Origin of the sequence: Nostoc sp., from assembly GCF_036917275.1 — a bacterium.
GTDB lineage: Bacteria > Cyanobacteriota > Cyanobacteriia > Cyanobacteriales > Nostocaceae > Nostoc.
Map to the genome: position 1 here is coordinate 1 of NZ_JBALDF010000063.1, position 22,653 is coordinate 22,653.

At 40.9% G+C, this 22,653-nt stretch carries 19 protein-coding genes and 1 pseudogene; 10 read left to right on the top strand and 10 right to left on the bottom strand.

Annotated features, from left to right (window positions below):
- The 9 genes from V7K35_RS25190 to V7K35_RS25230 form a co-directional block, all read right to left on the bottom strand.
- On the bottom strand, positions 1-963 hold a 963-nt coding region (locus tag V7K35_RS25190; RefSeq protein WP_335082692.1), incomplete at its 3' end, for a tetratricopeptide repeat protein.
- Positions 944-2,305: an ATP-binding protein gene (locus tag V7K35_RS25195; protein ID WP_335082694.1), complete on the bottom strand. Its 1,362-nt coding sequence runs from the start codon at positions 2,303-2,305 to the stop codon at positions 944-946. The genes V7K35_RS25195 and V7K35_RS25190, both read right to left, overlap by 20 nt.
- A gap of 271 nt (positions 2,306-2,576) precedes the next feature.
- Complete coding sequence (cofG, locus tag V7K35_RS25200; protein ID WP_335082696.1) at positions 2,577-3,557, bottom strand: 7,8-didemethyl-8-hydroxy-5-deazariboflavin synthase subunit CofG; 981 nt, start codon at positions 3,555-3,557, stop codon at positions 2,577-2,579.
- A gap of 68 nt (positions 3,558-3,625) precedes the next feature.
- The gene (gene crtW / locus V7K35_RS25205) at positions 3,626-4,387 is read right to left on the bottom strand and encodes a beta-carotene ketolase CrtW (protein WP_335082698.1); all 762 of its coding nucleotides are present in this window, start codon (positions 4,385-4,387) and stop codon (positions 3,626-3,628) included.
- Between the two features lie 319 nt (positions 4,388-4,706).
- On the bottom strand, positions 4,707-5,153 hold the full coding sequence (locus V7K35_RS25210) for an SRPBCC family protein (RefSeq protein ID WP_335082700.1): 447 nt from the start codon (positions 5,151-5,153) through the stop codon (positions 4,707-4,709).
- A gap of 19 nt (positions 5,154-5,172) precedes the next feature.
- The gene (locus tag V7K35_RS25215; RefSeq protein WP_334871764.1) at positions 5,173-5,361 is read right to left on the bottom strand and encodes a CPXCG motif-containing cysteine-rich protein; all 189 of its coding nucleotides are present in this window, start codon (positions 5,359-5,361) and stop codon (positions 5,173-5,175) included.
- Positions 5,362-5,372: 11 nt separating this feature from the next.
- On the bottom strand, positions 5,373-7,019 hold the full coding sequence (locus V7K35_RS25220) for a B12-binding domain-containing radical SAM protein (protein ID WP_335082702.1): 1,647 nt from the start codon (positions 7,017-7,019) through the stop codon (positions 5,373-5,375).
- Between the two features lie 128 nt (positions 7,020-7,147).
- A complete protein-coding gene (locus V7K35_RS25225; RefSeq protein WP_335082726.1) occupies positions 7,148-7,345 on the bottom strand; it encodes a SemiSWEET transporter in 198 nt (65 codons plus the stop codon).
- Between the two features lie 440 nt (positions 7,346-7,785).
- Positions 7,786-9,678: a tetratricopeptide repeat protein gene (locus V7K35_RS25230; RefSeq protein ID WP_335082704.1), complete on the bottom strand. Its 1,893-nt coding sequence runs from the start codon at positions 9,676-9,678 to the stop codon at positions 7,786-7,788.
- 236 nt (positions 9,679-9,914) lie between these two features.
- Between V7K35_RS25230 and V7K35_RS25235 the strand changes: the two genes are divergently transcribed.
- A complete protein-coding gene (locus V7K35_RS25235) occupies positions 9,915-11,630 on the top strand; it encodes a tetratricopeptide repeat protein (RefSeq protein WP_335082706.1) in 1,716 nt (571 codons plus the stop codon).
- Positions 11,631-11,969: 339 nt separating this feature from the next.
- On the opposite strand, the pseudogene V7K35_RS25240 reads toward V7K35_RS25235, so the two are convergent.
- Positions 11,970-12,372 (bottom strand): annotated as a pseudogene (locus tag V7K35_RS25240) (FAD-dependent oxidoreductase); the annotation flags it as partial.
- 237 nt (positions 12,373-12,609) lie between these two features.
- Between V7K35_RS25240 and V7K35_RS25245 the strand changes: the two are divergent.
- The 9 genes from V7K35_RS25245 to V7K35_RS25285 all read left to right on the top strand — a co-directional run.
- Positions 12,610-13,236: a pentapeptide repeat-containing protein gene (locus V7K35_RS25245; RefSeq protein WP_442939761.1), complete on the top strand. Its 627-nt coding sequence runs from the start codon at positions 12,610-12,612 to the stop codon at positions 13,234-13,236.
- A 493-nt stretch (positions 13,237-13,729) separates the two neighbouring features.
- Positions 13,730-15,205, top strand: coding sequence for a pentapeptide repeat-containing protein (locus V7K35_RS25250; protein WP_335082710.1), 1,476 nt, complete (start codon positions 13,730-13,732; stop codon positions 15,203-15,205).
- 204 nt (positions 15,206-15,409) lie between these two features.
- A complete protein-coding gene (locus tag V7K35_RS25255) occupies positions 15,410-15,790 on the top strand; it encodes a hypothetical protein (RefSeq protein ID WP_335082712.1) in 381 nt (126 codons plus the stop codon).
- Positions 15,791-16,005: 215 nt separating this feature from the next.
- The gene (locus tag V7K35_RS25260) at positions 16,006-16,245 is read left to right on the top strand and encodes a helix-turn-helix domain-containing protein (protein WP_335082714.1); all 240 of its coding nucleotides are present in this window, start codon (positions 16,006-16,008) and stop codon (positions 16,243-16,245) included.
- Positions 16,246-16,249: 4 nt separating this feature from the next.
- The gene (locus V7K35_RS25265; protein ID WP_335082716.1) at positions 16,250-18,193 is read left to right on the top strand and encodes a PAS domain S-box protein; all 1,944 of its coding nucleotides are present in this window, start codon (positions 16,250-16,252) and stop codon (positions 18,191-18,193) included.
- Complete coding sequence (locus V7K35_RS25270; protein ID WP_335082718.1) at positions 18,190-18,666, top strand: response regulator; 477 nt, start codon at positions 18,190-18,192, stop codon at positions 18,664-18,666. The genes V7K35_RS25265 and V7K35_RS25270 overlap by 4 nt, the downstream gene beginning before the upstream one ends.
- The gene (locus V7K35_RS25275; protein ID WP_335082720.1) at positions 18,663-20,627 is read left to right on the top strand and encodes a hybrid sensor histidine kinase/response regulator; all 1,965 of its coding nucleotides are present in this window, start codon (positions 18,663-18,665) and stop codon (positions 20,625-20,627) included. The genes V7K35_RS25270 and V7K35_RS25275 overlap by 4 nt, the downstream gene beginning before the upstream one ends.
- Positions 20,628-21,192: 565 nt before the next feature.
- Positions 21,193-22,389, top strand: a complete 1,197-nt coding sequence (locus V7K35_RS25280) for an ABC exporter membrane fusion protein (RefSeq protein WP_335082722.1) — start codon at positions 21,193-21,195, stop codon at positions 22,387-22,389.
- 83 nt (positions 22,390-22,472) lie between these two features.
- The coding region (locus tag V7K35_RS25285; RefSeq protein WP_335082724.1) for a hypothetical protein at positions 22,473-22,653 on the top strand (181 nt) is incomplete at its 3' end.

The following is a 22,653-nucleotide window of genomic DNA, read 5'->3' on the forward strand; positions in this document are numbered from 1 at the left end:
TGCTTGGTCGTAGGATGCGATCGCTTCTTCAGTGCGTCCTAAATTTCTTAGCGCAATGCCGCGATTGTACCAAGCTTCGTGGTCATCTGGTTTAATTTTCACTGCTTGGTCGGAGGAGGCGATCGCTTCTTCAAAGCGTCCCAAATCAGCTAGCGCAATCCCTTTGTTGTTCCAAGCTTGGTGGTAATCAAGTTTAATTTTCAGTGCTTGGTCGTAGGATATGATCGCCTTTGTATTATCTTGTCCAGCAAAGTGCAAATTTCCCAGCTCAAGCAGTAATTCTGCTTGGTTACTAGTTCCTTGATAATTTTCTGCAAGCAATTCCTGAATTTCTAGTATTTTTTGAGTTCTTTCTTCTGGTGTTAGCGTGAGATATTTTTCATAGTCTCCATCCTGGAGTATACGTGATGATTCCTGCTTGAGAGTTTCTGGAGCTATAGGAAAATCAAACAACCCCGAACGCCAGTCAAAGAAGTCTGGGGCGCGTTGAATAAAATATTTAATAGCAAATAGAGGTAGAAAGAAAACAAAACAAATATTAAAGCTATCTCTAAAACGTTCTCGCTGTTGATTTAGGTTAATTAAAACAGGCGGTACACTCTTCCAACTATATGAATAAATATCTCTACTATTCCAGTCTGTCAATCTTTTAGACTCTTCATATTCATAAAATGAATGCTCTAAACCTGTAATAAATAAAATATTTATCTGTTCTTTATTATCTAATTTATTTATGATTTCATATAAGTTAGTAACAGCTTGCTTTAATCGCAAAACCTCAATATTTTTATTAGTAATATCTTCTTTAACTTTGCCAATTAACTGCTCACCTTCAGATGGAGAACAACGAGCAAATAACAAACCAAAGCCTTCTGTAAAGTTAAGAGTACGGACTAAGGCTTGATATTCTTCATTTGGTTCTGTTGGTAAATCTTTATCCCAATCAGTCAGTTCCAGTTTCATCAAGCTGTGTCTCACTAAAGTTCAAATTAGCAAAAGTATCCTGAAATTCTTTAATTCCTTTAATTAAAGGATGAATATCATACCAACATTGAATTTGTTCTTCTTTATCACGGTAGCGATATTCCAAAATACAGCGATTGAATAATAAGTTACGGTGTTGTTCATCGTTTACTATCTGTTTAGAATGATAAACTTTGGCTAGTGGTTGCCATTCATCTGCATAAACTGTATTGCGGTAGGTAATTCTAGTTTCGCTGATTGACCGTTGTAAAGCTTTATTCGTAATCGGTAGATTATCAGTATATTTAATTGCTTCCTTCATTAATAATAGCAAATTCCGCACATGACCTCCACTCATTAAGCATAGTTGCTGTAAAGCTTCTGGCTGCTCAAACATATTTGTGATAGAAAGGTTAGGGTCAATCTGACTCACCCGCTTTTGCAACAATTCCTGGACTTTATTAATTCCTCGTTGATAACTTTTATTTTTAGGAGTTTGCACCATAATCATTGGTAAAACTTGAGCATCACTACCATAAATATCTCGTAAATCTGTAGCGCGGTTAGAGAACACCAATGAAATCGGTACTGTATAAATTAGATGGCAATTTAAAGCTTTGAGTTGTTCGCTACGATCTAAAAAAATATGTTCGTGATTGCTGCGTCCATCTTCCTGGGGTATGGGTACAATCCGATCTAGATTATCAGCGATGACTACCAATTGAGAATGTTCGGAAGGTAAGCTTTTTTTTGCATCTTCAATAAATTGATTCAAAGCCAAAATCAAAGTTTGGGTGTGGGGGTTAACTCGTTCGCGGATTTTGTGGCGGAGACCGGGTTCGGTTCTCAATTTGGCTGTGATTTTGGCAAAAAGAGGAATTTCCTTCTCTACCTCCAGACCTTCTAAAGATACGTCAGGTAGCAAATCTTTTAAATCATCCCAGCGGCTTTTCAACCATGACACCAAAGGTTTAGAATCACCCTTATCTTTTAATGCTTCTAATAAACGTCGTGTACAAGCAAGGAGAATATCTGTATATTGGGCATCTTCTGGCTCGATATCTTGTTCATCGGCGGCAAAATAGACAACAAAACAACCTTGTTCATTTAAATATTTCTGAAGACGCAGCAATTCTGTTGATTTGCCTGCACCACGATGACCAGCATAAAGTTGACAAGTCTTTCTGTCTGACAACAAAATCTCTCTACCCACCTCTACCAAAATGTCGCCATCTCCTCGCACTTCCTGACAATCGACATAAACCGGATCTCCTGCGGGCAAAGGTCGAAATGGGTCAAAAGCGTTGTATATCTTTTTTAAAGTTGCAAAATCCTGAGCCATAGGTAGAATTTACTAGATTAGTGCGATAATAACCCAAGTTTACATAGAGATTGGGTAATCAGCAGCCCTAAAATTCATTAATGAAGCTCAAAGACTCATTAATGAAGCTCAAAGACTCATTAATGAGTAAAAAAGACTCATTCACGAGTATCAAAGACTCATTAATGAGTATCAAAGACTCATTCACGAGTAAAAAAGACTCGTCGGCGAGTATTAAAGACTCATTAACAAAGACACTAACAGGGAAGGAAAAATCTTTACTTGTTTGTCATCACACAAGAAAAGCCGGAGTTAAAGTTTTTCGCCACCGATTCACCGCTTTTTGCAATTCCCCGGACAACCAGCCATCAAACTGGGGATATACTGGTAAACGCGCCATCAACTCCCACCCCGCAGGCTGTAAAATTTCTCTTAATGCCTGTTCCTGAACATGAGGATAATCGGGATTCACCTCATCTTTTGGCCCAATTCCGCCCAAATCTCGCGCACCAGCTTCGATACAAGCAAGTAACCATCGGTCATCTTTAACTAAATTCGGCGGAATTTGAATCGTAATATCTGGCGATAAAATCTGACGCGCCCTGAAAATGACTTCTGGTAACTGATGGGGGTTGAAAGGTGGTGCATCAAAGGTTTGTTGATATCCTGGACTATGAGGTTGCAGGATAACTTCTTGAATGTGGTGATAACGTTGATGCAGTTGAGATATAGCTGTTAATGTTTCCCACCAATCATCAACTGTTTCTCCAATTCCCAACAGTAACCCAGTTGTAAAGGGAATCTGCAACTCTCCCGCCCAATGCAATTGCTGTAAACGAACTTCTGGTAATTTACTCGGTGCGTGCCGATGTACACTATTTAACAATGTTGGCGTTAACTGTTCCAACATCAGCCCCATCGAAACATTCACACGCTTGAGCTTTTGCATTTCTTCAAAACTCAGTGGCCCCGCATTCGTATGCGGTAAAAACCCCATTGAAAGCGCTAATTCACACAAATCATAAATCCGCTCAAACCACGCCTGACGCTTTGGCGAATGGGGATGCACTTCACCGCTGAGTATGAGGATTTCACAGACTTTTTCGTTTTGAAGTGGTTTTAAAATACTGTCTGCATCTGAAAGACTCATCCAGGGACTTTTACCCGGTTCACTGCGAAAGTTGCAGTAACTACAGCGATTAAAGCACTCGTAAGTGGGAACGATTGTATAAGCAGGGCTATAGGTGACAAGACGAGAATTATTAATTGCCATAAGCAGGATAATCTAACTATATAGATTACCATGTGACTCTTGTTGCCATAATATTAGATAAACAATAACTATTTTGCTTTATAAATTTCTGGTAACTGCCACCAAGTAGCATGGGGATATTCGTGATGTTCCTCATGGTAGCCAAAATGATAGCAGGTGATAAATGACCACCAGATTGGACGGCTAATTGTTTGGGCACGATGAGGCTGAATATAACCTCCTATGGGTTCGCTATGAGGTAGAAAAGTACCAAAATAAAATAATTGGAATGAACTTAAAAGCGAGGGAATCACCCAAAAGGTTGTTAGATTATCGTGAGGTATATGAAGGATATAATTAGCAAAGTGATAGATAAGAGTCAGAGCAATTATTTGTCCCCAACTCCAGTAACCCTTCATAAAATGAAAATACCAAGCAAAGAAGTTTTTGTATTTACCATTATGGAAATCTGGGTCTGTTTCACTTGCTGGATTATGGTGATGCACCCAATGTTTTTTCAATAATTTTTTATATGGTAAAAGACCATAAAGAGATAGGGTTAATGTCCCAATAAGATGATTAATCTTGGTGTTCTGGGGAAACACTACCCCATGCATAGCATCATGTGATGTAATAAATAATCCCGTATATAAAAATGTTTGCCATAAGATAACAGGCGATAACATCCACAATTTTAAATTGGAGATGTCAAGGGAAAGTAATAAACTCAGGCTAATTATCCATGCGCTAACAATGACAATAGCAATGAAAAGTCCCTTAAACTGAGATTTACTTTTCACTACTGGGGTCAGTTGTGTTTGATGACTGGGTGGTTGTTCTAATTGAATCACGCTTTTACTCCGCCTAGTATTCAGGTAAAAATTCCTAAAATATAGTCACCACAAAAAGTACTAACCACGAGCCAGAAAACCCTTTTAGTGGTCAGTGTTTCGCATTGGACAGTGCCAATACTTGAAATTGTTTATAAATATTAAGATACTTTAACTATTATTACACATGCAAGCCGATACCAACAAATATTTTTGGTTGAGAAGTTGGAAAATCTAAGTTATTACACTGTACCAATTAGTATATATAAAAACTAGTATTTATCATATAGTACTTTCTAAATAGCTAAAGCTGGCGAAAAGGATGCAACACATTTTGCTATCATGATTCGCACTCCCTTTTAGTCACATAGTGGCGATAGCGAAACATTGCTTCTAGTTGCACTTGCACTAACCAACCGCTGACAAATTCAACTGTTCCTCCCCCAGGCATAGAGAAGGAAATAGCGTCGGTTAATTTGGTTTTGCCATTTTCCAGTTCAAATTCATGTCGATGTACCCAAGATTCAAAAGGGCCAGATATTTGTTCGTCGGTAAATAGGCGATATTTTTCACATTCAGTATGACGCGCTAACCAAGTTAAGGGTAATGGGCCGAGAAATAGGCGAAATTCTGTGATAGCGCCCACGTTCAGCCCCCCCTCACGACGAACTACTTGGACTGGCTGCCAAGGTGGATTCAGCAGTTGCAAAATATCTGGCCTTTCGTGAAATTTCCAAACTACTTCTGGTGGGGCATTAATTACTGAGGAATGTTTAAAGTGCAGCATGGAAAGAAAAACCTAAAATTCAACTTTCGGATTCGGTATCAATCTCGATATCTAGAGTATCTTCATTAACCCGCACATACAAAATATTGGGGTTACAGCAAACTTGACAATCTTCAATGTAAGATTGTTGTCCTCCAGCACTCAAATCAATAAAAGTTAAGTTCGGTTCGCCGCAATAGGCGCAGTAATACTCCGCTGTGTTTTGCATCAAGTTTTCAGCTATGAATTCAATGGCTGTAATTCCTTTGGGGATGGGTTGATATAACTCTTAGCATCAGCCAAATGCTTTAGTAGTGTAGACTGTGGCAGAGGCCCTTGCAAGTGACTCCAAGGTAATACTTGTTCTGTTGACCACTCGGCGTGGACGTAAAAATCTAAATCAGGGATTTGTCCTTTGAGTTGTTTGAAAGCCCGTTTATAGCTACCCAAGGAGTCACCAAAGTGACGAGTAAGTTGGAGAAGTTGGGACACTCTGCGATCGCCTCTCGACAACAAAGCCTGTATAATCGACCAATTATAGCTTTCTGGGCGAAACTCTATCCCCTGCGGTTTTAGCTGTTTTTGCAAAAACTGCAACCGTTTTTCTGCTTGGCGATTCACCCCAAACCATTGAAACGGTGTGTGTGCTTTGGGTACAAAGGTGCTGCATCCGTATGTTAACCGTAATCCCGGTGCAGCTTTTTTGATATTACGCATCATCGCCACAGTTTGCTCTAAATCCTCTGGTTCCTCACCGGGAATTCCTGCCATTCCGTAGAGTTTCAAGCTTTTTAATCCGCCAGCTTTGGCATTTATCGCTGCTTGGATAATTTCGTCGTTATGCAGCTTTTTGTTGACGATTTGCCGGATTTTCTCAGAACCACTTTCTACTGCAATGGTAAGCGATCGCGTGTCTCGTTTCGTCAAAGTTTCTGCTAACTGGACTGTTACGGTATTGGTTCGCACTGATGCAATACTGAGACGGACATAATCGTATTTTGGCTGACTAATATAATCTAGTAAAGTTTCAAACTCTGGATGCTGAGTTACAGAAGCCCCCAATAATCCTAGCCGATTTGTGACTTCTAAACCTTTTGCGATCGCTGGAATTAATGAACTTTCAAGACTAGCTGTTCTAAAAGGCAATGTGAGATAACTCGCCAAACAAAAGCGGCACATTTCTGGACAACTTCTCACCACTTCCACCATATAAATATTTTCCCATGCGGCTTTTTCGGTGACTACAGTCGATGCCGAGAGAGTATTTCCCCGATAAGTTTGCTTTTGCACCACTGCGGGAATTTCGGGAGAAATTGGTTTAATAGACTTTACTGCACCATCTATGCTGTGATATTCGACTTCATACAAACTGGGAATATAAATTCCTGGGACTTGTGCAAGTCTTTTTAGTTGAGTTTGTCTAGAAGCATTTCTTACTTCTTTGTAAGCCTCAATGAAATTTCCCAGGAGGTTTTCGCCATCCCCCAATAAAATTACATCAAAAAAATCTGCAAAAGGTTCGGGATTAGCTGTGAGAACGGGGCCACCACCAAAAATTATCGGATGAGAATCATCACGAGAAGTTGCCAAAATGGGAATTTCTAAAGATTCCAGCAAATTTAAAATATTCACATAATCCAGTTCCCAGGAAATCGAAAATCCCACAATTTCGGGTGTTCTGGGGAGTTGTTCGTGAGTATCTGTAAACAGGCGACTCACCTGCACATCATTACGCATTGCCAAAGTTGCCCAAACTACCTGATAGCCAAGGCTAGTGATACCTACGCTATATTCATTAGGAAAGGCGAAGATTATAGGGATAGCGTTGGTATCTGGGGTGGTGGGGGTGAACAGGAGGCGTTCAGAGTTAAATACAGATGATGTCACAGGCGTTTTTTAAGGAGGTTTGAATAATGTAGTCTCATAGAATTCGCGCCTACAGAAGCAAAACTCACCTCTGTGGGTTTGATTTAAGTCTACGGAGGCGGATGAGAGTTTGTGTACTTAGGGCTTCTTTATCTATATTTAATTTTAAGCCATAGAATTATCAAGTTAAAAAATAATGTCACGCTATTAGCAAGAATAATTGGTAAGGATTGTAGATATATTCCATAAATTAACCATAAAAAAACACCACTTATGAATGTGACCAGCGCAATTAAAGAAACATCTTTTGCCGATTTTGTTTGCCAAGTTTTAAACATCTGTGGCAAAAATGCAGTGGTAGTTAGTGTAGCAGCAGCTAATCCTATAATTGTCAAAAAATCCATTTATGCAAACCTATAAAATAAAGTTTTTATTGGTTAAGAATTTCAGAGACTGATTTCCATAATACTGCATTAATGTCTTCATTTTTAATCGGTTTTACATTGTAATATGAGGTAGAAAGTGGAAAAGGGAAAAAGTTAAACTCTTTTCCCCTCTCCTTGAAGTCTTAACCTAATCATTAAAGTAGAAGTTTTGCTGCAAGTTGTACAGCAATTTTAACGCTGCTTTTCAGAAAGGATTATCTGAAGTAAATGCTTATAGTTCGTCAATTACTTGCTTTTTAAGGTTCCTCTACTGATGATTCTCAGCTATAAGGTTTCTCAGATAGAAGGCATTAGTTATGAACAAATCTAGTCATGTTGGCAGTTTTGTGATGCAAATCAGTTTATTTACCATTATATTGCGGCTTTTTGAGATAAGACTTAGCCCAAGAGTAGCGTTGTGAATCTTTTTTTAACAGGTACTCTATTACTTCTCGACGCTTATTTTCATCCTTAGCATTTTTCACGACTCGCTTGATTTCAGAATCCATATCTCTAGGATTAGCCCCACGTTTGATTGCTTCTTGAAACCAATATTCACCATTTGAATATTGATGCCGTTCAAAACAAATAGCTCCCATCAAGGTGTAAGGGTGATGGCTTTTTGGCTGATATTCAATAGCTTGACGAGCGCAATTTTCGGCTTTATCTAGTTTTTCAATATCTCGAAAGGCTCCACCTCTGCTAGTTAGCAAAGCTGACTTGAGTTTATTTTCTTTGATTTTGTCAAATTCTAAATTATTTGTCAGTTGCAATGCCTGTTCTGGTTCATCTGCTTTACGCCAATGGCTGCTAGCATTTGCTAAGTTCCATTTGTTGTCAGTGCGCTGAAACTCCTGCTCATAGAAATTTGCTTCAATTGTGTGGTAAGCAATCCAAATTTTACCAGAGACTAAATTCTTCTCTTGATACTTAGGCTCTTTTTGCCAGCTATAATAATTATATGTTGGTTGAAGCACTTTAATTTTAGTCTCTTGTAGCCAAGCAAACTCTGTTGGTTCAAGTCGCTCTTTTAATTCAAGTTTTTGCAAAATTGTGTATAAAAAACTAGTGTGTGATTTATCTTGATAAGCTAAAACATCATATTTTGATTTCAAAGCTGCAAAGTGCTTTTGTTGTGCGAGAATAATTATATCTTCTCGTCCATTATTTTTCAGCCACTCAATTTCTAATTCATTTAGAGCTTTTCCTGATTCTATATTTAACTTGAGATTATTAGCGTATTTATCGTGATAAATTTCTATTGTCTTAGTCAACTTACGCTTTCTCAAGAAGTTAATATCCTGTTCACCTAAGTGATGTGATAAATCAAGTTGTTTGAGAACTTTATACAGGTGACTCTTAGGCGATAAATCATCATAATGAGTGACCTTATACTTAGCTCTCAAGGCAGTAAATTCTCGTGTTTGTTCTAAATTTTGAGCAATGGCAATTGTTTCGCTAAATCCTTGCTGTTCTAGCCAGTTAATTTCTGAACAACTCAAATTATTTTTTGCGTCAATGTTTTGCAGTATTGGATATAGTGGACTCGACAATGATAAATCGAGGTGTTTATTAGCTTGGTATTTATCTCGTAATTGAGCAAAGTGAGTTTCTTTTTCTGACTCTTGTTGTTGAAAAATTTCTGCTGTTTCCAAGAGTTGGTTATTGAGCAGCCAATTATATTCAGAATCACTTAAACGTTCTGTAACCTCTAACTTTTTTAGTATTTGATGGAGGAAACTATCAGGATATGAGTCTTGATATTGAGTAGCTTTGTACTTAGATTTGAGTTGAGTAAATCGGTTTATCTCTTGAGCAATCTTCTTCGCTTCAGATAAATCATTTTCTCTCAGCCATTTAACTTCTGAATCAGTAAGTAAATTCCCTGAATCAATTTTCCAAAGTATAAAATACAGATGACTAGATTGCCAGGAAATACCATGCTTTGTAGCTTTGTACTTAGACTTTAATTTTGAGAATTCAACCCCTAAATTTACAAAGTCCTTTAATTTATCTTGCTGTTCTTGACATAGAAATTCAAGCTCATGTTCTCTCAACCATTCAATTTCTAGTGTAGTTAGTTGAATTCCTAAGTCAACTTTTTGCAGGATGAGATAAAGAAGACTAGAGGGTGATGAATCGGGATAATTAGTTGCTTGGTACTTAGACTTTAAAGCAGCAAAGTGTTTTAAGCGATTTTCAGACTCTTTAACCATATTGATAGTAGATGCGATCGCACTTAGATAACGTGTCATCCGCTACTATAACAATCTCAGTAAAAAACGGCGAGTCAGTCACCCATCATTCTTACTTGCGGTGCTTGCTGCTGTTTAAGTCGCCTGAAATTCATCGTACTGACATAAGCTTACAGAAAATCGGGAATTAAAATCTTAGCAAGAGGCACAATAGTAACTGGAACGATTTTTATAACATATCGTTAAAAATCCCGTTGCCTTTAAGCTAGGCGAATGTCGAAATTCAATAAAATTACATGAATGCTGAAGAATTCTTAAACCAAGGATTAAACCACAGTTTACAAGGGGATCATCAAAGAGCGATCGCAGATTTTAATCGCGCAGTAGAAATCAATCCCAATTTGGCCACAGCCTACTATCACCGAGGTAATGCTCGTTACTTTTTAGCCGATTATCAAGGAGCGATCGCTGATCATAACCAAGCATTACAAATCGATCCCAATCTAGCCCAATCTTACCACAGCCGGGGTAATGCTTACTTTGCCTTAGAAAACTACGACAAAGCGATCGCTGATTATATCCAAACAATAGAAACTAGTACCCAATTAGCTGATAATATCAATATTGATATTGCCAACGCTTATCATAATCGGGGTGTAGCTTGTTTTGAGAGCGGCGATCATCAAGGAGCAATCGCAGATTTTCAACAAGCTTTACAGTGGCATCCCCATTTTGCCGCAGCTTACAGCAATCGGGGTAATATTCATCATATTTTAGGAAATTATCACGAAGCGATCGCTGACCACGACCGAGCATTACAATTAGATCCTAAGTTGGCGGAAGCTTATCATAATCGAGGTAATGCCTACTACTCTTTAGCAGACTATCAAAGTGCGATCGCAGATTACAACCGCGCCCTAGAAATCAATCCCAAGTTTGCCGGAGCATATTATAATCGGGGTTTGGTTCTTGCTCATCTCAAAGAATATCAAGGAGCAATTGAGGATTTTAACCAAGCATTAAATTTGAATCCTGATGATGTGCAAGCCTATTGTGAACGGGGTCTTGTCCGTAGTACTCTTGAAGACTATGAAGGTGCGATCGCAGATTATGACCAAGCGTTACAAGAAAATCCGACTCTAGCTTTACTATACGGTTTTCGGGCGAATGCTCGTCGCCGACTGGGAGATTATCAAGGTGCAATTGAAGACAGCAATCGCCTATTACAACTCAATCCTAGTTTAGCTGAAGGATATTGCGATCGCGCGGCGGCTCGTCGTTCTTTAGCAGATCATAAAGGAGCAATTAAAGATTACGATCAGGCATTACAGATTAATAATAACTTAGCCGCAGCTTATTATGGTCGGGGGATTGCCCGTGAAGCCCTGCAAGATTTACAGGGAGCAATCGATGATAACACCCAAGCAATAGAGCTTGTGCCTGAATTTTCGCAAGCGTACTGCAATCGAGGAAATGCTCGTCGTCTTTTAGGAGATGAACAGGGAGCGATCACAGATTATAATCAAGCATTAGAAATTAATCCTGATTTAATTGAAGCATATTACAACCGAGGTTCAACCCACTATGCTTTAGAAGAATATGAAAGTGCGATCGCAGATTACACCCAAGCTTTGGAAATTAATCCCCAATCTGCTGCATTTTACAGCGATCGCGCTAATGCTCGCTATGCCCTAGAAGATTATCAAGGGGCAATAGAAGATTATAGTCGAGCGATCGCGAGCGACCCCAGTTTTGCTGAAGACTGGTACAATCGGGGTCGTAGCCGTTCTTTATTAAAAGACTTACAAGGAGCGCTTGCAGATTTAAACCAAGCCTTACAGCGTCAGCCTAATTGGGCTTCTGCTTACATCCTTCGGGCAGATGTCTACCAAAATCTGGGAAACTCTCAAAAAGCAATTGCCGATTTCCAGAAATCCGCAGATTTGTATTATCAAGAAGGAAATATCCAGTATTATCAACAAATTATTGAGCTAATTGAACAACTTCAATGAAGAAATTGGGCATTGTCACGCTGCAATAAATAAATTTCCAGATTTTGAATTAGTTGTTAAGTTTGATGTCAAATCCGATGTAAATAAAATTGTATACGCCATGACAATTCTACACCGCTAGCACCACCCATGATCGCAATGCTAATTGGTTCTTGAGGATTTTTACATACAACTTCAATTAGTTCATATCAATTAGGACTTACGCAAAAATTGCCAAAAAGCTTAATTTATCGAACCGCCAAGACGAGGCAGTGCGTTGGGCGGCTCTGCCGACTTGAAGCAACTGCCGTGCCAAGAACGCCAAGAATCGTAGAGTGTGCGTAAGTCCTATCAATGTTCTAATAGCTGCGATCGCATATTCTGCTGCACCTGATACAGACACTGTAGCCGGAGTGCTGGCAATATCAATAGACAGCATATCAAAATCTACCGCAAGTCCGTTAGCACAAAGAACTTTGTTATTATTCCAAGTCTAGGGCAACTACTCTGTTAATATACAACTGTGCTTGAGCAAAGGTCGTAAATCAATATGGCATTCCTCGTGGCTATTAAATCCAGCAATGTATCCTGGTAACATTTCAGAGTCGGCTGTCTTTTGATTTGCAGTAATCAACGTCAAACGGACTTTGGGTAACGGCTTGATTCCAAACATTACCCTGACAATTGCATGGCTGTGACTGCCACCAATCAGCACTAAGTCTTGAACTATCGTATGTTGACAGTAATCATTAATTCTTTTCATACTGTAAAAAATATTTCAAAAAATATTTCATCAACAAAAAACAGTCAATTCTCAAGAATATGTCTGGGGATACATGCTTTCCAGCAAAAAGCTAACCAAACTCAGTATAATTCACAAAAACAATGTTTAAAAATAGCAATTGAACAACTAGGGAATAAGACAATAGAAACCAGTCTCGCTGTAATTAATGATTTAGAGCAAATTGCCCATAATTATCCACAGTACCACTGGATAATTATGGAGATTCTTACTACTTTTGTCCGAAAAAATGCTCATTACACGCCCCAAAAGGAAGTAACAAGCAATATCGGGGCAAAAGTTCGTGCAGATATTCAAGCAGCCCTTACCGTTATCGCTAGAAGAGATGTAAGTAAATCGGCGGGAATAAATCAAACTATGTTAAGTAATGTAAAAACATTGATATTGGCTTTTAGTAGGGGCTTTAGCCCTGATGTTAAGGCTAAAGCCCTGACTAAAAACCGGGAGTTATTTATGTCGAGCTACTTAAATAAAGACTTAGAAAATGAGCAACTTGATTTAAGTCACGCCGACATGAGAGGAGCAAACCTGAATAGGGCGAACCTAGAACAGACGAATCTCTATCAAGCTAATCTTGCTGGGGCTAATCTCAGAGAAGCTAATCTAGCTGGGGCAATCCTCAGTGCAGCTAACCTAGAAGGAGCTAACTTATATCTAGCCAACCTAGAAGGGGCAATTCTCAGTGCAGCTAACCTAAAAGGAGCTAACCTATCTGGAGCTAACCTGCATTGTGCAAGCTTATATCTAGCTAGGTTGGATGGGGCAATTCTCGATGATGCCATACTTGATGGGGCAAATCTTAGGGAAGCCAAATTTTCTAAGTAAAATACTAGTACCGCAAGGTGTAAATCCAGCTACCATTTCAATTAACAAGACTTGGGGCTTAACAACGGGCAAAATCACCTTATTAAAAGTAGTCAAACTTCCGCCATAGCTTATTATAGCAGCCCTAAATGATTCGTAAACTTCTTCCTTCTTCTTTTGGCGTTCTTGGCGGCTTGGCGGCTTGGCGGTTCGATAATTTTTACAACTCAAATAAGATTGCTATAGTACGGTTTATCTACAATACGCTACGCGTTCACCTCTAGTCTAGGTAGATAAGGCGAAATTCGTCATTCATAATTCGTAATTCTTGTACCACAAGCGTTTCATTGTTTTGGAATGGGTGGTTTATTTCTGTCGGAACGTATAAGTATATTCGATGTCATTCCTTAGTTCAATGAGTGTCTTGACACCTATTATAATTTTTTGCTAAATGCTATACTATTTTGCCCAAATATCTAAGTAATAATTCTAGGTTGTAAGGAAAATCTTTACCATGTCTTCTAAAAAGACAGACGCTCCGTTGAATTGGTTGATAACTATAACAGTTATATTTGGCTTCTCATTGACTATAATTTTATTCGCGCTGTCCAGTATTAAGGAGTTGTCAATTCAGGAAAAAATCCAATATAGAAACCAAGCATTAACAACTACTGCAATAGTTTTTCTAGCATCGGCAGCAATATTTAATACTTATTATGCATCGAAGCGTGCTCAAGCGATGCATAAAAATGCGATCGCAGCTGAGAAAAACCTGGAAATTGGCATTCAGAATGCCAAAATCAATCAAGACAGATTGATTTCAGAACGCTTTATGGGGGCAATTGCCCAGCTTGGTCATGATAAGATTGAAACCCGAACAGGTGCAATTTATGCATTAGAAAGAGTTGCTCAGGATTTTCCTACTGAACACTGGACAATCATGGAAATTCTCACTGCCTTTGTGCGAGAGAATGTACCTATCCAGCAGGTGAAGGTAGAGCAACAAAAGCCGGAATATTCACCAGCAGATTACTCAGGTAGGCGTAGAAGTGGGTCGCGTCCGACTCAGCAGTTGGAGCAAAACCTGCATGAAGAATTGCCAAACATCCGCACCGATATTCAAGCAGCCCTAACTGTTATCGGCAGGCGTAATTTACTCGAAGACCCAAAAGATCAGAAACTTGATTTACGCAATATCGACATCAGACGAGCAGACCTGCTAGGAGTTAATCTCCAACAAGCAGACTTACGTGGTTCTGACCTGAGTGGGGCTGACCTGCGTGGAGCCGACTTGAGTGAGGCTGACCTGAATGGCGCTAAACTCGTTAGGTCTATTCTTTATGAAACTAAATTACAAAAAGCTAGCCTATGTGGAGCAAACCTTTGTTGGGCTAATCTCAACCGCGCTAATCTTTGTGGGGCAAACATGCGTTCAGCCAACCTCTGTGGCGCAAGTCTGCGTATAGCTAATCTGCAAGGAGCAAACCTCTATAAAGCTAACTTGCAACAAGCAACCTTAAAAATGGCCAATCTCTCTGGAGCAAAGTTGTTTCTCGCTAACTTGCAAGCAGCAAAACTGGGTAAAGCCAATCTGCACATGACGGGTTTGATTGGTGCTAACCTTTCAGGGGCTAACTTAAACGGGGCCAATCTTTCAGGGGCTAACTTGAATGCAGCCAAACTTCACCAAACAGAAGTCTATTTTGCCAACCTCTCAGAAGCCAGCTTAACGGAAGCTGACCTGCATCAAGCAAACCTCATCGGAGCAAACTTGTATAGGGCAACCTTTTATCAAGCTAACCTGACTCAGGCAAACTTGATGGGAGCTAACTTCTCAGAAGCTAACCTCAGTGATGTCAAACTGGAAGGGACAATTTTAACAGGGGCTAAAAACTTAGAGTTGCAGCAGATTAGAAAGGCACTTGGCGATCGCAATACTCGCCTACCTGATTATATAGAAGTACCGACAGATTGGCGGCAGTCTGGTTAAGTTATCTCAGCATCTTTAGTTATTTGGGCGCATTCTACCGTTGTCACTTAATGCTATAGTTTTTACCAAAAGTCTCCGTAACAATCTGGGAGATGAAAAAGAAACATAATTTATGTCTGATAACAAGACAGACGCTCTGAGAAATTAGTTAATAGTTCTAACATTTATATTTATTCTTTTTTTAATTGCTGTTTTTTAGCCTTTGTGAATGTTGACGGGTTATCAACAGAGCAAAGATTAGATTATGGAATTAAAGCTTTAACAACTACTGGAGCGATTTTTGCTGGAATTGCTCTAATCATCAATGCGTTCTATGGAACCAAGCGTGCAGAAGCTATGCATAAAACTGCTGAAGCTGCACAAGACAGGCAAATCTCAGAACGTTTTGCGAAAGCTATTGAACAGCTTAGATTAGAAAGCTCAAGTTTCACCCTTTTAACTTCAACGTTGAGCCTTTTAACCTCAACGTTGAGCCTTTTAACTTCAACGTCGAGCCTTTTAACCTCAACGTCGAGCCTTTTAACCTCAACGTCGAGCCTTTTAACCTCGACGTTGAGCCTTTTAACCTCAACGTTGAGCCTCTGAACCTCAACGTCGAGCCTTTTAACCTCAACGTTGAGCCTTTTAACCTCGACGTTGAGCCTTTTAACCTCAAACGTGACCTTTTTAAAATATAAGATTGGCTAGAGTGACTGCAAAACCTAACTTATTGGTATAACCTTGTAAATATTCCCTAAGCGAGAGATAAACGATAGGACACCTGTCTTATCTTAGTAATTTTATGGGAATAGGAAAAGGAGATGTCTGTAACAAAAGGACTAAGAAGTTTAGATTTAATTCGGGAGCTTCGGCAGCAACTCAATCTTTCTCAGAAACAGTTTGCTGCTAAATTAGGAGTTTCATTCAAAACAGTCAATCGCTGGCAAAATGGGCATACAGTGCCTTCACAGATAGCATTAAAACTAATAGAAGAAATGTTACGGAAAATGGGTGAACCTGGTCAAAGGCTGCTAAACCAGTATTTTCCAGAAGCAGAGTAGAGTTATGACTCATAAAGTGAGGACATCTAAACCAAAAGACATCTTTGCTGGCGGTAGTAACAAGGGTGCAATCATTCGGGAGCAACTGTTGCACTATACTATTGCTTTGCTATCCGTAGCCTTAGCACTGGGAGTAACGCAGCTGCTCCGTCCATATCTGAGCGCAACGCCTTCTGCACTATTTTTCGCAGCGGTGATGGTGAGTGCCTGGTACGGGGGTTTCGCACCAGGACTAGTTGCAACTGTTTTGTCTACTTTGATAGTCAACTACTTGTTTCTTCAACCGCTCTATCCGCTGTACATTACACATCGGGATATTTTAGTCCGGCTGGCCGTGTTCATAATTACAGCAGTGTTAATCATCTGGCTCAACGAATCACGCCGCACAGCCCAAAAAAAAGCTGAAGCGAACCTCAAGTCCCTACGCCAAAGTGAGGCAAGGTTTGGTCGCTTAACAGAGTCCAATATTATTGGAATCATTATGGCTGATCTGAACGGCTCGATCATTGAAGCCAATGATGCCTTTCTGCAAATGCTCAATTATACACGCGAGGATTTGCGCTCTGGTCGAATCCGCTTGGGCGAGATTACCCCGCCCCAATACCTTGAGGTGAGTGAGCGATCAATTCAAGAACTGAGAATTGCCGGGAGTTGTAAGCCCTTTGAGCAGGAATACATCCGTAAAGACGGCTCTCTAATTCTTGCCTTACTTGGCTTTGTTAAACAGGAAGAGACTATCATTGGTTTTGTTCTTGACTTGAGCGAACGACAAGCCGCGCTACGCGATCGCAACCAGGCAGAAGCAGCGTTGCGTGAAAGTGAAGCCCGTTTTCGTCATCTGGCAGACACCACTCCCGTACTGGTGTGGATGTCTGGCACAGACAAACTCTGTTATTACTTCAATAAACCCTGGCTAGAGTTTACCGGGCGGACTCTGGAGCAAGAGATGGGCAACGGGTGGGCTGAAAATGTTCATGAGGATGATTTTCAGCATTGCTTAGACACATACATCAATGCCTTTGATGCCCGACAAAATTTTAAAATGGAATATCGCTTCAGACGCAATGATTCCGAATACCGTTGGATTTTGGATACTGGTGTGCCTCGGTTTACACCAACTGGGGAATTTCTTGGCTATATTGGCTCCTGTGTTGATATCCACGATCGCAAAGTTGCCGAAGCTGCCCTGCAACAACTGAACGAAATGCTAGAACAACGGATTCAAGAGCGCACCCTCCAACTCGAAGCCGCTAACAAGGAACTCGAATCTTTCTCCTACTCAGTCTCTCACGACTTGCGAGCACCGCTTCGCCACATCGCCGGATTTATAGAATTGCTTCAAAAGCGGCATAGCTCAACAAGCACGTTAGATGAAATGAGTCAGCGCTATTTAAGAATAATTGCCGAAACTGCCAAACAGGCAGGAATACTAATCGATGAGTTGCTCACATTTTCCCGCATGGGGCGCAGCGAGATGCGCTACATCAATCTCAATATGGAGCAATTAGTGCAAGAGATAAAGCGCGATTTGGTCAGCCAAACCCCAGGACGTACAATCAATTGGCACATAAAGTCAGTGCCAGAAGTACAAGGTGACCCCTCGATGCTGCGGCTCGTCCTTCGCAACCTCATAGGCAATGCCATAAAATATACCCAGACTCGAAACCCAGCAGAAATTACTATTGGAAGTACTGACAATGAAAACGAAGTTGTCTTTTTTATACAAGATAACGGCGTAGGTTTTAATATGCAATATGTCCACAAGCTATTCGGAGTATTTCAACGCCTACATAGCGATCAACAATTTGAAGGTACAGGTGTTGGATTGGCAAACGTGCAACGCATTATTCATCGACATAATGGCCAAGTCTGGGCAGAGGCCGTAGTTGACAGTGGAGCCACCTTCTATTTCTCACTACCTAAACTGTCCAAGAAGGAGGGCGAATGAAAGAACTTAAGCGAATTCTGCTGATTGAAGACAGTGCTAACGATGCAGAGTTAATATTGGCCGCCTTGTCAGAAAATCATCTCGCCAACGAAGTAGTGGTAGTGCGTGATGGAGAGGAAGCACTAGATTATCTCTATCGCCGGGGGCTGTTTCGGTTAAGAATGCAGGGGCATCCGATTGTCGTGCTGCTCGATTTGAAACTGCCTAAAATCGATGGACTAGAAGTACTGGCAGAACTAAAATCTGACCCAGCAATGCGAGTGATTCCGATCGTAGTACTAACTTCTTCCCGTGAAGAGCCAGATTTAGTTCGATGCTACGAGTTAGGTGTAAATGCGTATGTCGTCAAACCTGTAGATTACCATGAGTTTGCCGATGCTATGAAGGGTCTGGGACTGTTTTGGGCAGTAATTAATCAGCCACCCCTTGGTGCTCTACCTTCTGCACCTCATCGTCAACAGGAGATTAAATGATGAATGTCCTGCGTTTTCTGCTTTTGGAAGACAGTCTCTTAGATGCAGAGCTTACCCAAGCGATATTAACTGAAGGGGGAATCAATTGCGAACTGATTAGAGTCGAAACCGATGCTGATTTCCTGACTGCTTTGGAAACAGAGACTTTCGACTTAATTCTTGCCGATCATGCCTTGCCTTCTTTTGATGGAATTTCTGCTCTACAAATTGCCCGAAATCATACTCCTGAGGTTCCTTTTATCTTTGTCTCTGCCGCATTGGGCGAAGAATTAGCGATCGAAGCCTTGAAGAACGGTGCAACGGATTATGTATTAAAGCAACGATTAGGACGGTTAGTTCCCTCGGTGCAACGGGCATTGCGAGAAGCCAAGGAGCGCCGGGAGCGCCAGCAAGCAGAGGAATTGCTACAGAAGAGTGAAGCCAAGTATCGCAGAATTGTTGATACCTCTTATGAGGGAATCTGGATGATTGACTCTCAATCACGAACTGAGTTTGTAAATCAACGGTTCTGTGAGATGTTAGGTTATGCGGCTGAAGAGATGCTCGGTCGTTCCATGTTTGATTTTATAGCTCAGGCTGATGGGATAGCCGAAGAAACACTAAAGTGGCTAAAACGAGAAGAGAGTGATTTAAAAGAAGGTCAATTGCGCTGCAAGGATGGTTCGTATATCTGGACGCTGATTTCTGCTAGAGCTATTTTTAGTGAACAAAATGAGTTCTTAGGCGCGATCGCCATGCTAACTGATATCAGCGATCGCAAACACACTGAATCAGAACGCGATCGCCTTTTCCAACTTGAGCAAACAGCCAGGGCAGAAGCAGAGGCTGCTAACCGGATAAAAGATGAGTTTTTGGCAGTACTTTCTCATGAATTGCGATCGCCGCTGAATCCGATTCTTGGTTGGGCAAAACTGTTACAGAGCCGTAAATTTGATGATATAGCGCTCCAAAAAGCCCTTGAAACCATTGAACGCAATGCTAAATTACAAGCTGAACTAATTGAAGACTTGCTCGATGTTTCTCGTATTCTCCAAGGCAAACTCAATCTCAAGATGATACCAGTCAATCTGGCATCCACCATTCAAGCAGCAATGGAGACAGTACGTTTAGCAGCAGAAGCTAAAACTATTCAAATTGAGATGATGCTTGATCCGAAGGGGAAAGTTTTGGGTGATTCAGCCCGCTTACAGCAAGTTTTCTGGAACCTTTTATCAAATGCCGTCAAATTTACACCGATTGGCGGAAAAGTAAATGTGCAATTGGAGTGCATCGACGCTCAAGCGCAGATTACCGTCAGCGATACAGGTAAAGGCATTCACTCTGACTTTTTACTTCATGTGTTTGACTATTTCCGTCAAGGTGACAGTACAACAACTAGAAAGTTTGGTGGGCTAGGGTTAGGTTTAGCGATCGCTCGTCACTTGGTTGAGATGCACGGTGGAACGATTTCGGCCGAAAGTCTTGGGGAGGAGCAGGGAGCCATCTTCACAATTAAGTTACCGCTGCTCAAAGATAGTGTAACAATCGAGGATGACCCGAATGCTGATTCCTCAACTGCCATTTTTGCCTCCTCTCCCCTGATGGGTGTACAAGTCCTGGTTGTGGATGACAATACTGATAGCCGCAACTTTTTCAGCTTTGTGCTGGAAGAGTTTGGAGCGATCGTCACCGCAGTCGGATCAGCAGATCAAGCATTACAAGCGCTAGCACAGTCAAAGCCAGATATCTTACTCAGCGATATTGGGATGCCAGAGATGAACGGCTATATGCTGATACAACAGGTGCGGAATCTGGAAGCAGAAGTAGGGGGAAAACAGATTCCAGCGATCGCTCTGACTGCTTATGCAGGCGAAATCAATCAGCAGCAAGCACTAAAAGCCGGGTTTCAACAGCACATCGTTAAACCTGTAGCACCAGAGGAATTGCTCATGGCGATTTCTAATTTAGTCAGATGTGTTTAGGTGTTTGTGATAAATCTGAGTAATTAGATAAACCTCGTGAAAACGTTAACCGAACCATATTGGATGCGATCGCCCACTGAAGGGATTGGTAACAAATGGGTTGGTTAATTTAAAAAACAATTTAGCAAAATAACTTTCAGGAGTGAAATATATCACTAAAAATTATAAATCTATCAAATTCAAAGAAATTTTTTAGTGATTGAAGCTTATTTATTTTTCCTGATAAAAAATATTTCCTGATAACTAAATTTCCTCTGATTGTGGGCGCTGTTACAACGCGTAATTTGCGAAACGTTTACTATACCTGAGTACTTTCAAAAAACAAAAGTAGTTCATCAAGAACATAAGTCTTTTAATACTGGAGAGTAATATCATGTTCACCAAATTACCTATAAGAAAAGAACCCACCCTAACCCTCCCCTTATAAAGGGGAGGAAACAACATTTTTTCTGTTTCCCCCCTTTATAAGGGGGGATTAAGGGGGGTAATTCGACTTGTATGTACATCGCAGGCGGGGAACTTAATTTATTTAGTTTTTTCTGCGCCACTAGTTAAGAGGTAATCTATGGTGCGAAACTCAAAGCTAGGGTACAGAGCGTTCCCTAAGTTTATTCTGCGTCCATCCGTTGCTATAGGTATAATTGCATCTTTATTGGTTTGTGGAATAAGTTTTTATATAGTAAAACGCTGGCATGATGCAAATTCAGAGGCACAAATGCCAGCAACACAATTGCCACAGTTAAAAACAGTAACAGCTTTAGGGCGGATTGAACCACAGGGAAAAGTAATTAAACTCTCTGCTGCGGTGTCTGTGGAAGGAAGTCGGGTAGAAAAGTTGTTAGTGAAGGAGGGGGATAGGGTAAAAGCAGGACAGGTGATTGCGATTTTGAACAGCCGCGATCGCTTGCAAGCAGAATTAAAAGAGGTGCAGGAACAAGTGAAAGTAGCCCAGGCAAACCTAAACCGCATACAAGCAGGTGCTAAACGCGGTGAAATTACTGCCCAAAAAGCTGCGATCGCTCGACTCAAAGCAGAACACCTTGGCGATATTAATGCCCAAGCAGCAACAATTGAGCGATTCCAAGCCGAAGTGCGTAACGCCCAAGCAGAAGACGAACGCTATCAGCAACTATTTCAACAGGGTGCAATTTCCACCTCCCAAGGGGATAGCAAGCGTTTAAACTTGGAAACTGCCCAAAAAAGCCTGCAAGAAGCACAGGCACAGTTAAATCGCACCCAATCAACTAGCCAGCAAAAGATTAAAGAAGCCACTGCAACACTTGATGAAATCGCCGAAGTGCGCGGAGTGGATGTAGAAGCTGCTCAAGCAGAAGTTAATCGTGCCATAGCAGCGATGAATCTGGCAAAAGTCAATCTTGAACAGTCCCAAGTGCGATCGCCCCAAAATGGACAGGTATTTGAGATTCACACCCATCCTGGGGAATTAGTATCAAATGATGGCATTGCAGATATTGGACAAACTAGCCAAATGTATGTCATAGCCGAAGTTTACGAAAGCGATATCGGCAAAGTACATTCAGGGCAGCAAGTACGAGTATTTGGTGATTACCTCTCGATTGAATTGCAGGGAATCGTAGATCGCAAAGGCTTGCAGGTGCGACGGCAGAATGTCATTAACACAGATCCCGTCAGCAATATCGACAACAGAGTAGTAGAAGTCCATATCCGACTAGATCAAGCCTCCAGCCAAAAAGCTGCCAACTTAACCAATATGCAAGTTAAGGCAGTAATTGAACTATGAAAGGGCATTGGGCACTTGTACTGAGCGGCGTCGTAAAGCCTGCGGCATAGCTACGCTTAGGGCGCAGCCTCTCGTAGAGAAGTATGGGGCATTATGAATGGAGAGATAAGGTGGATGAACGAGTCTTTGAGGTGGATGAACAAGTCTTTGAGGTGGATGAACGAGTCTTTGAGGTGGATGAACGAGTCTTTGAGGTGGATGAACGAACCTTTGAGGTGGATGAACGAGTATCTGAGGTGGATGAACGAGTCTTTGAGGTGGATG

Bases quoted from the DNA above. Each gene is read 5' to 3' on its own strand.
- V7K35_RS25260 (WP_335082714.1), top strand. From the start codon at position 16,006: ATGTCTGTAACAAAAGGACTAAGAAGTTTAGATTTAATTCGGGAGCTT.
- V7K35_RS25245 (WP_442939761.1), top strand. From the start codon at position 12,610: ATGGAGATTCTTACTACTTTTGTCCGAAAAAATGCTCATTACACGCCC.
- V7K35_RS25270 (WP_335082718.1), top strand. From the start codon at position 18,190: ATGAAAGAACTTAAGCGAATTCTGCTGATTGAAGACAGTGCTAACGAT.
- V7K35_RS25235 (WP_335082706.1), top strand. From the start codon at position 9,915: ATGAATGCTGAAGAATTCTTAAACCAAGGATTAAACCACAGTTTACAA.
- V7K35_RS25250 (WP_335082710.1), top strand. From the start codon at position 13,730: ATGTCTTCTAAAAAGACAGACGCTCCGTTGAATTGGTTGATAACTATA.
- V7K35_RS25275 (WP_335082720.1), top strand. From the start codon at position 18,663: ATGATGAATGTCCTGCGTTTTCTGCTTTTGGAAGACAGTCTCTTAGAT.
- cofG (WP_335082696.1), bottom strand. From the start codon at position 3,557: ATGGCAATTAATAATTCTCGTCTTGTCACCTATAGCCCTGCTTATACA.
- V7K35_RS25280 (WP_335082722.1), top strand. From the start codon at position 21,193: ATGGTGCGAAACTCAAAGCTAGGGTACAGAGCGTTCCCTAAGTTTATT.
- V7K35_RS25230 (WP_335082704.1), bottom strand. From the start codon at position 9,678: ATGACACGTTATCTAAGTGCGATCGCATCTACTATCAATATGGTTAAA.
- V7K35_RS25210 (WP_335082700.1), bottom strand. From the start codon at position 5,153: ATGCTGCACTTTAAACATTCCTCAGTAATTAATGCCCCACCAGAAGTA.
- V7K35_RS25215 (WP_334871764.1), bottom strand. From the start codon at position 5,361: ATGCAAAACACAGCGGAGTATTACTGCGCCTATTGCGGCGAACCGAAC.
- V7K35_RS25265 (WP_335082716.1), top strand. From the start codon at position 16,250: ATGACTCATAAAGTGAGGACATCTAAACCAAAAGACATCTTTGCTGGC.
- V7K35_RS25195 (WP_335082694.1), bottom strand. From the start codon at position 2,305: ATGGCTCAGGATTTTGCAACTTTAAAAAAGATATACAACGCTTTTGAC.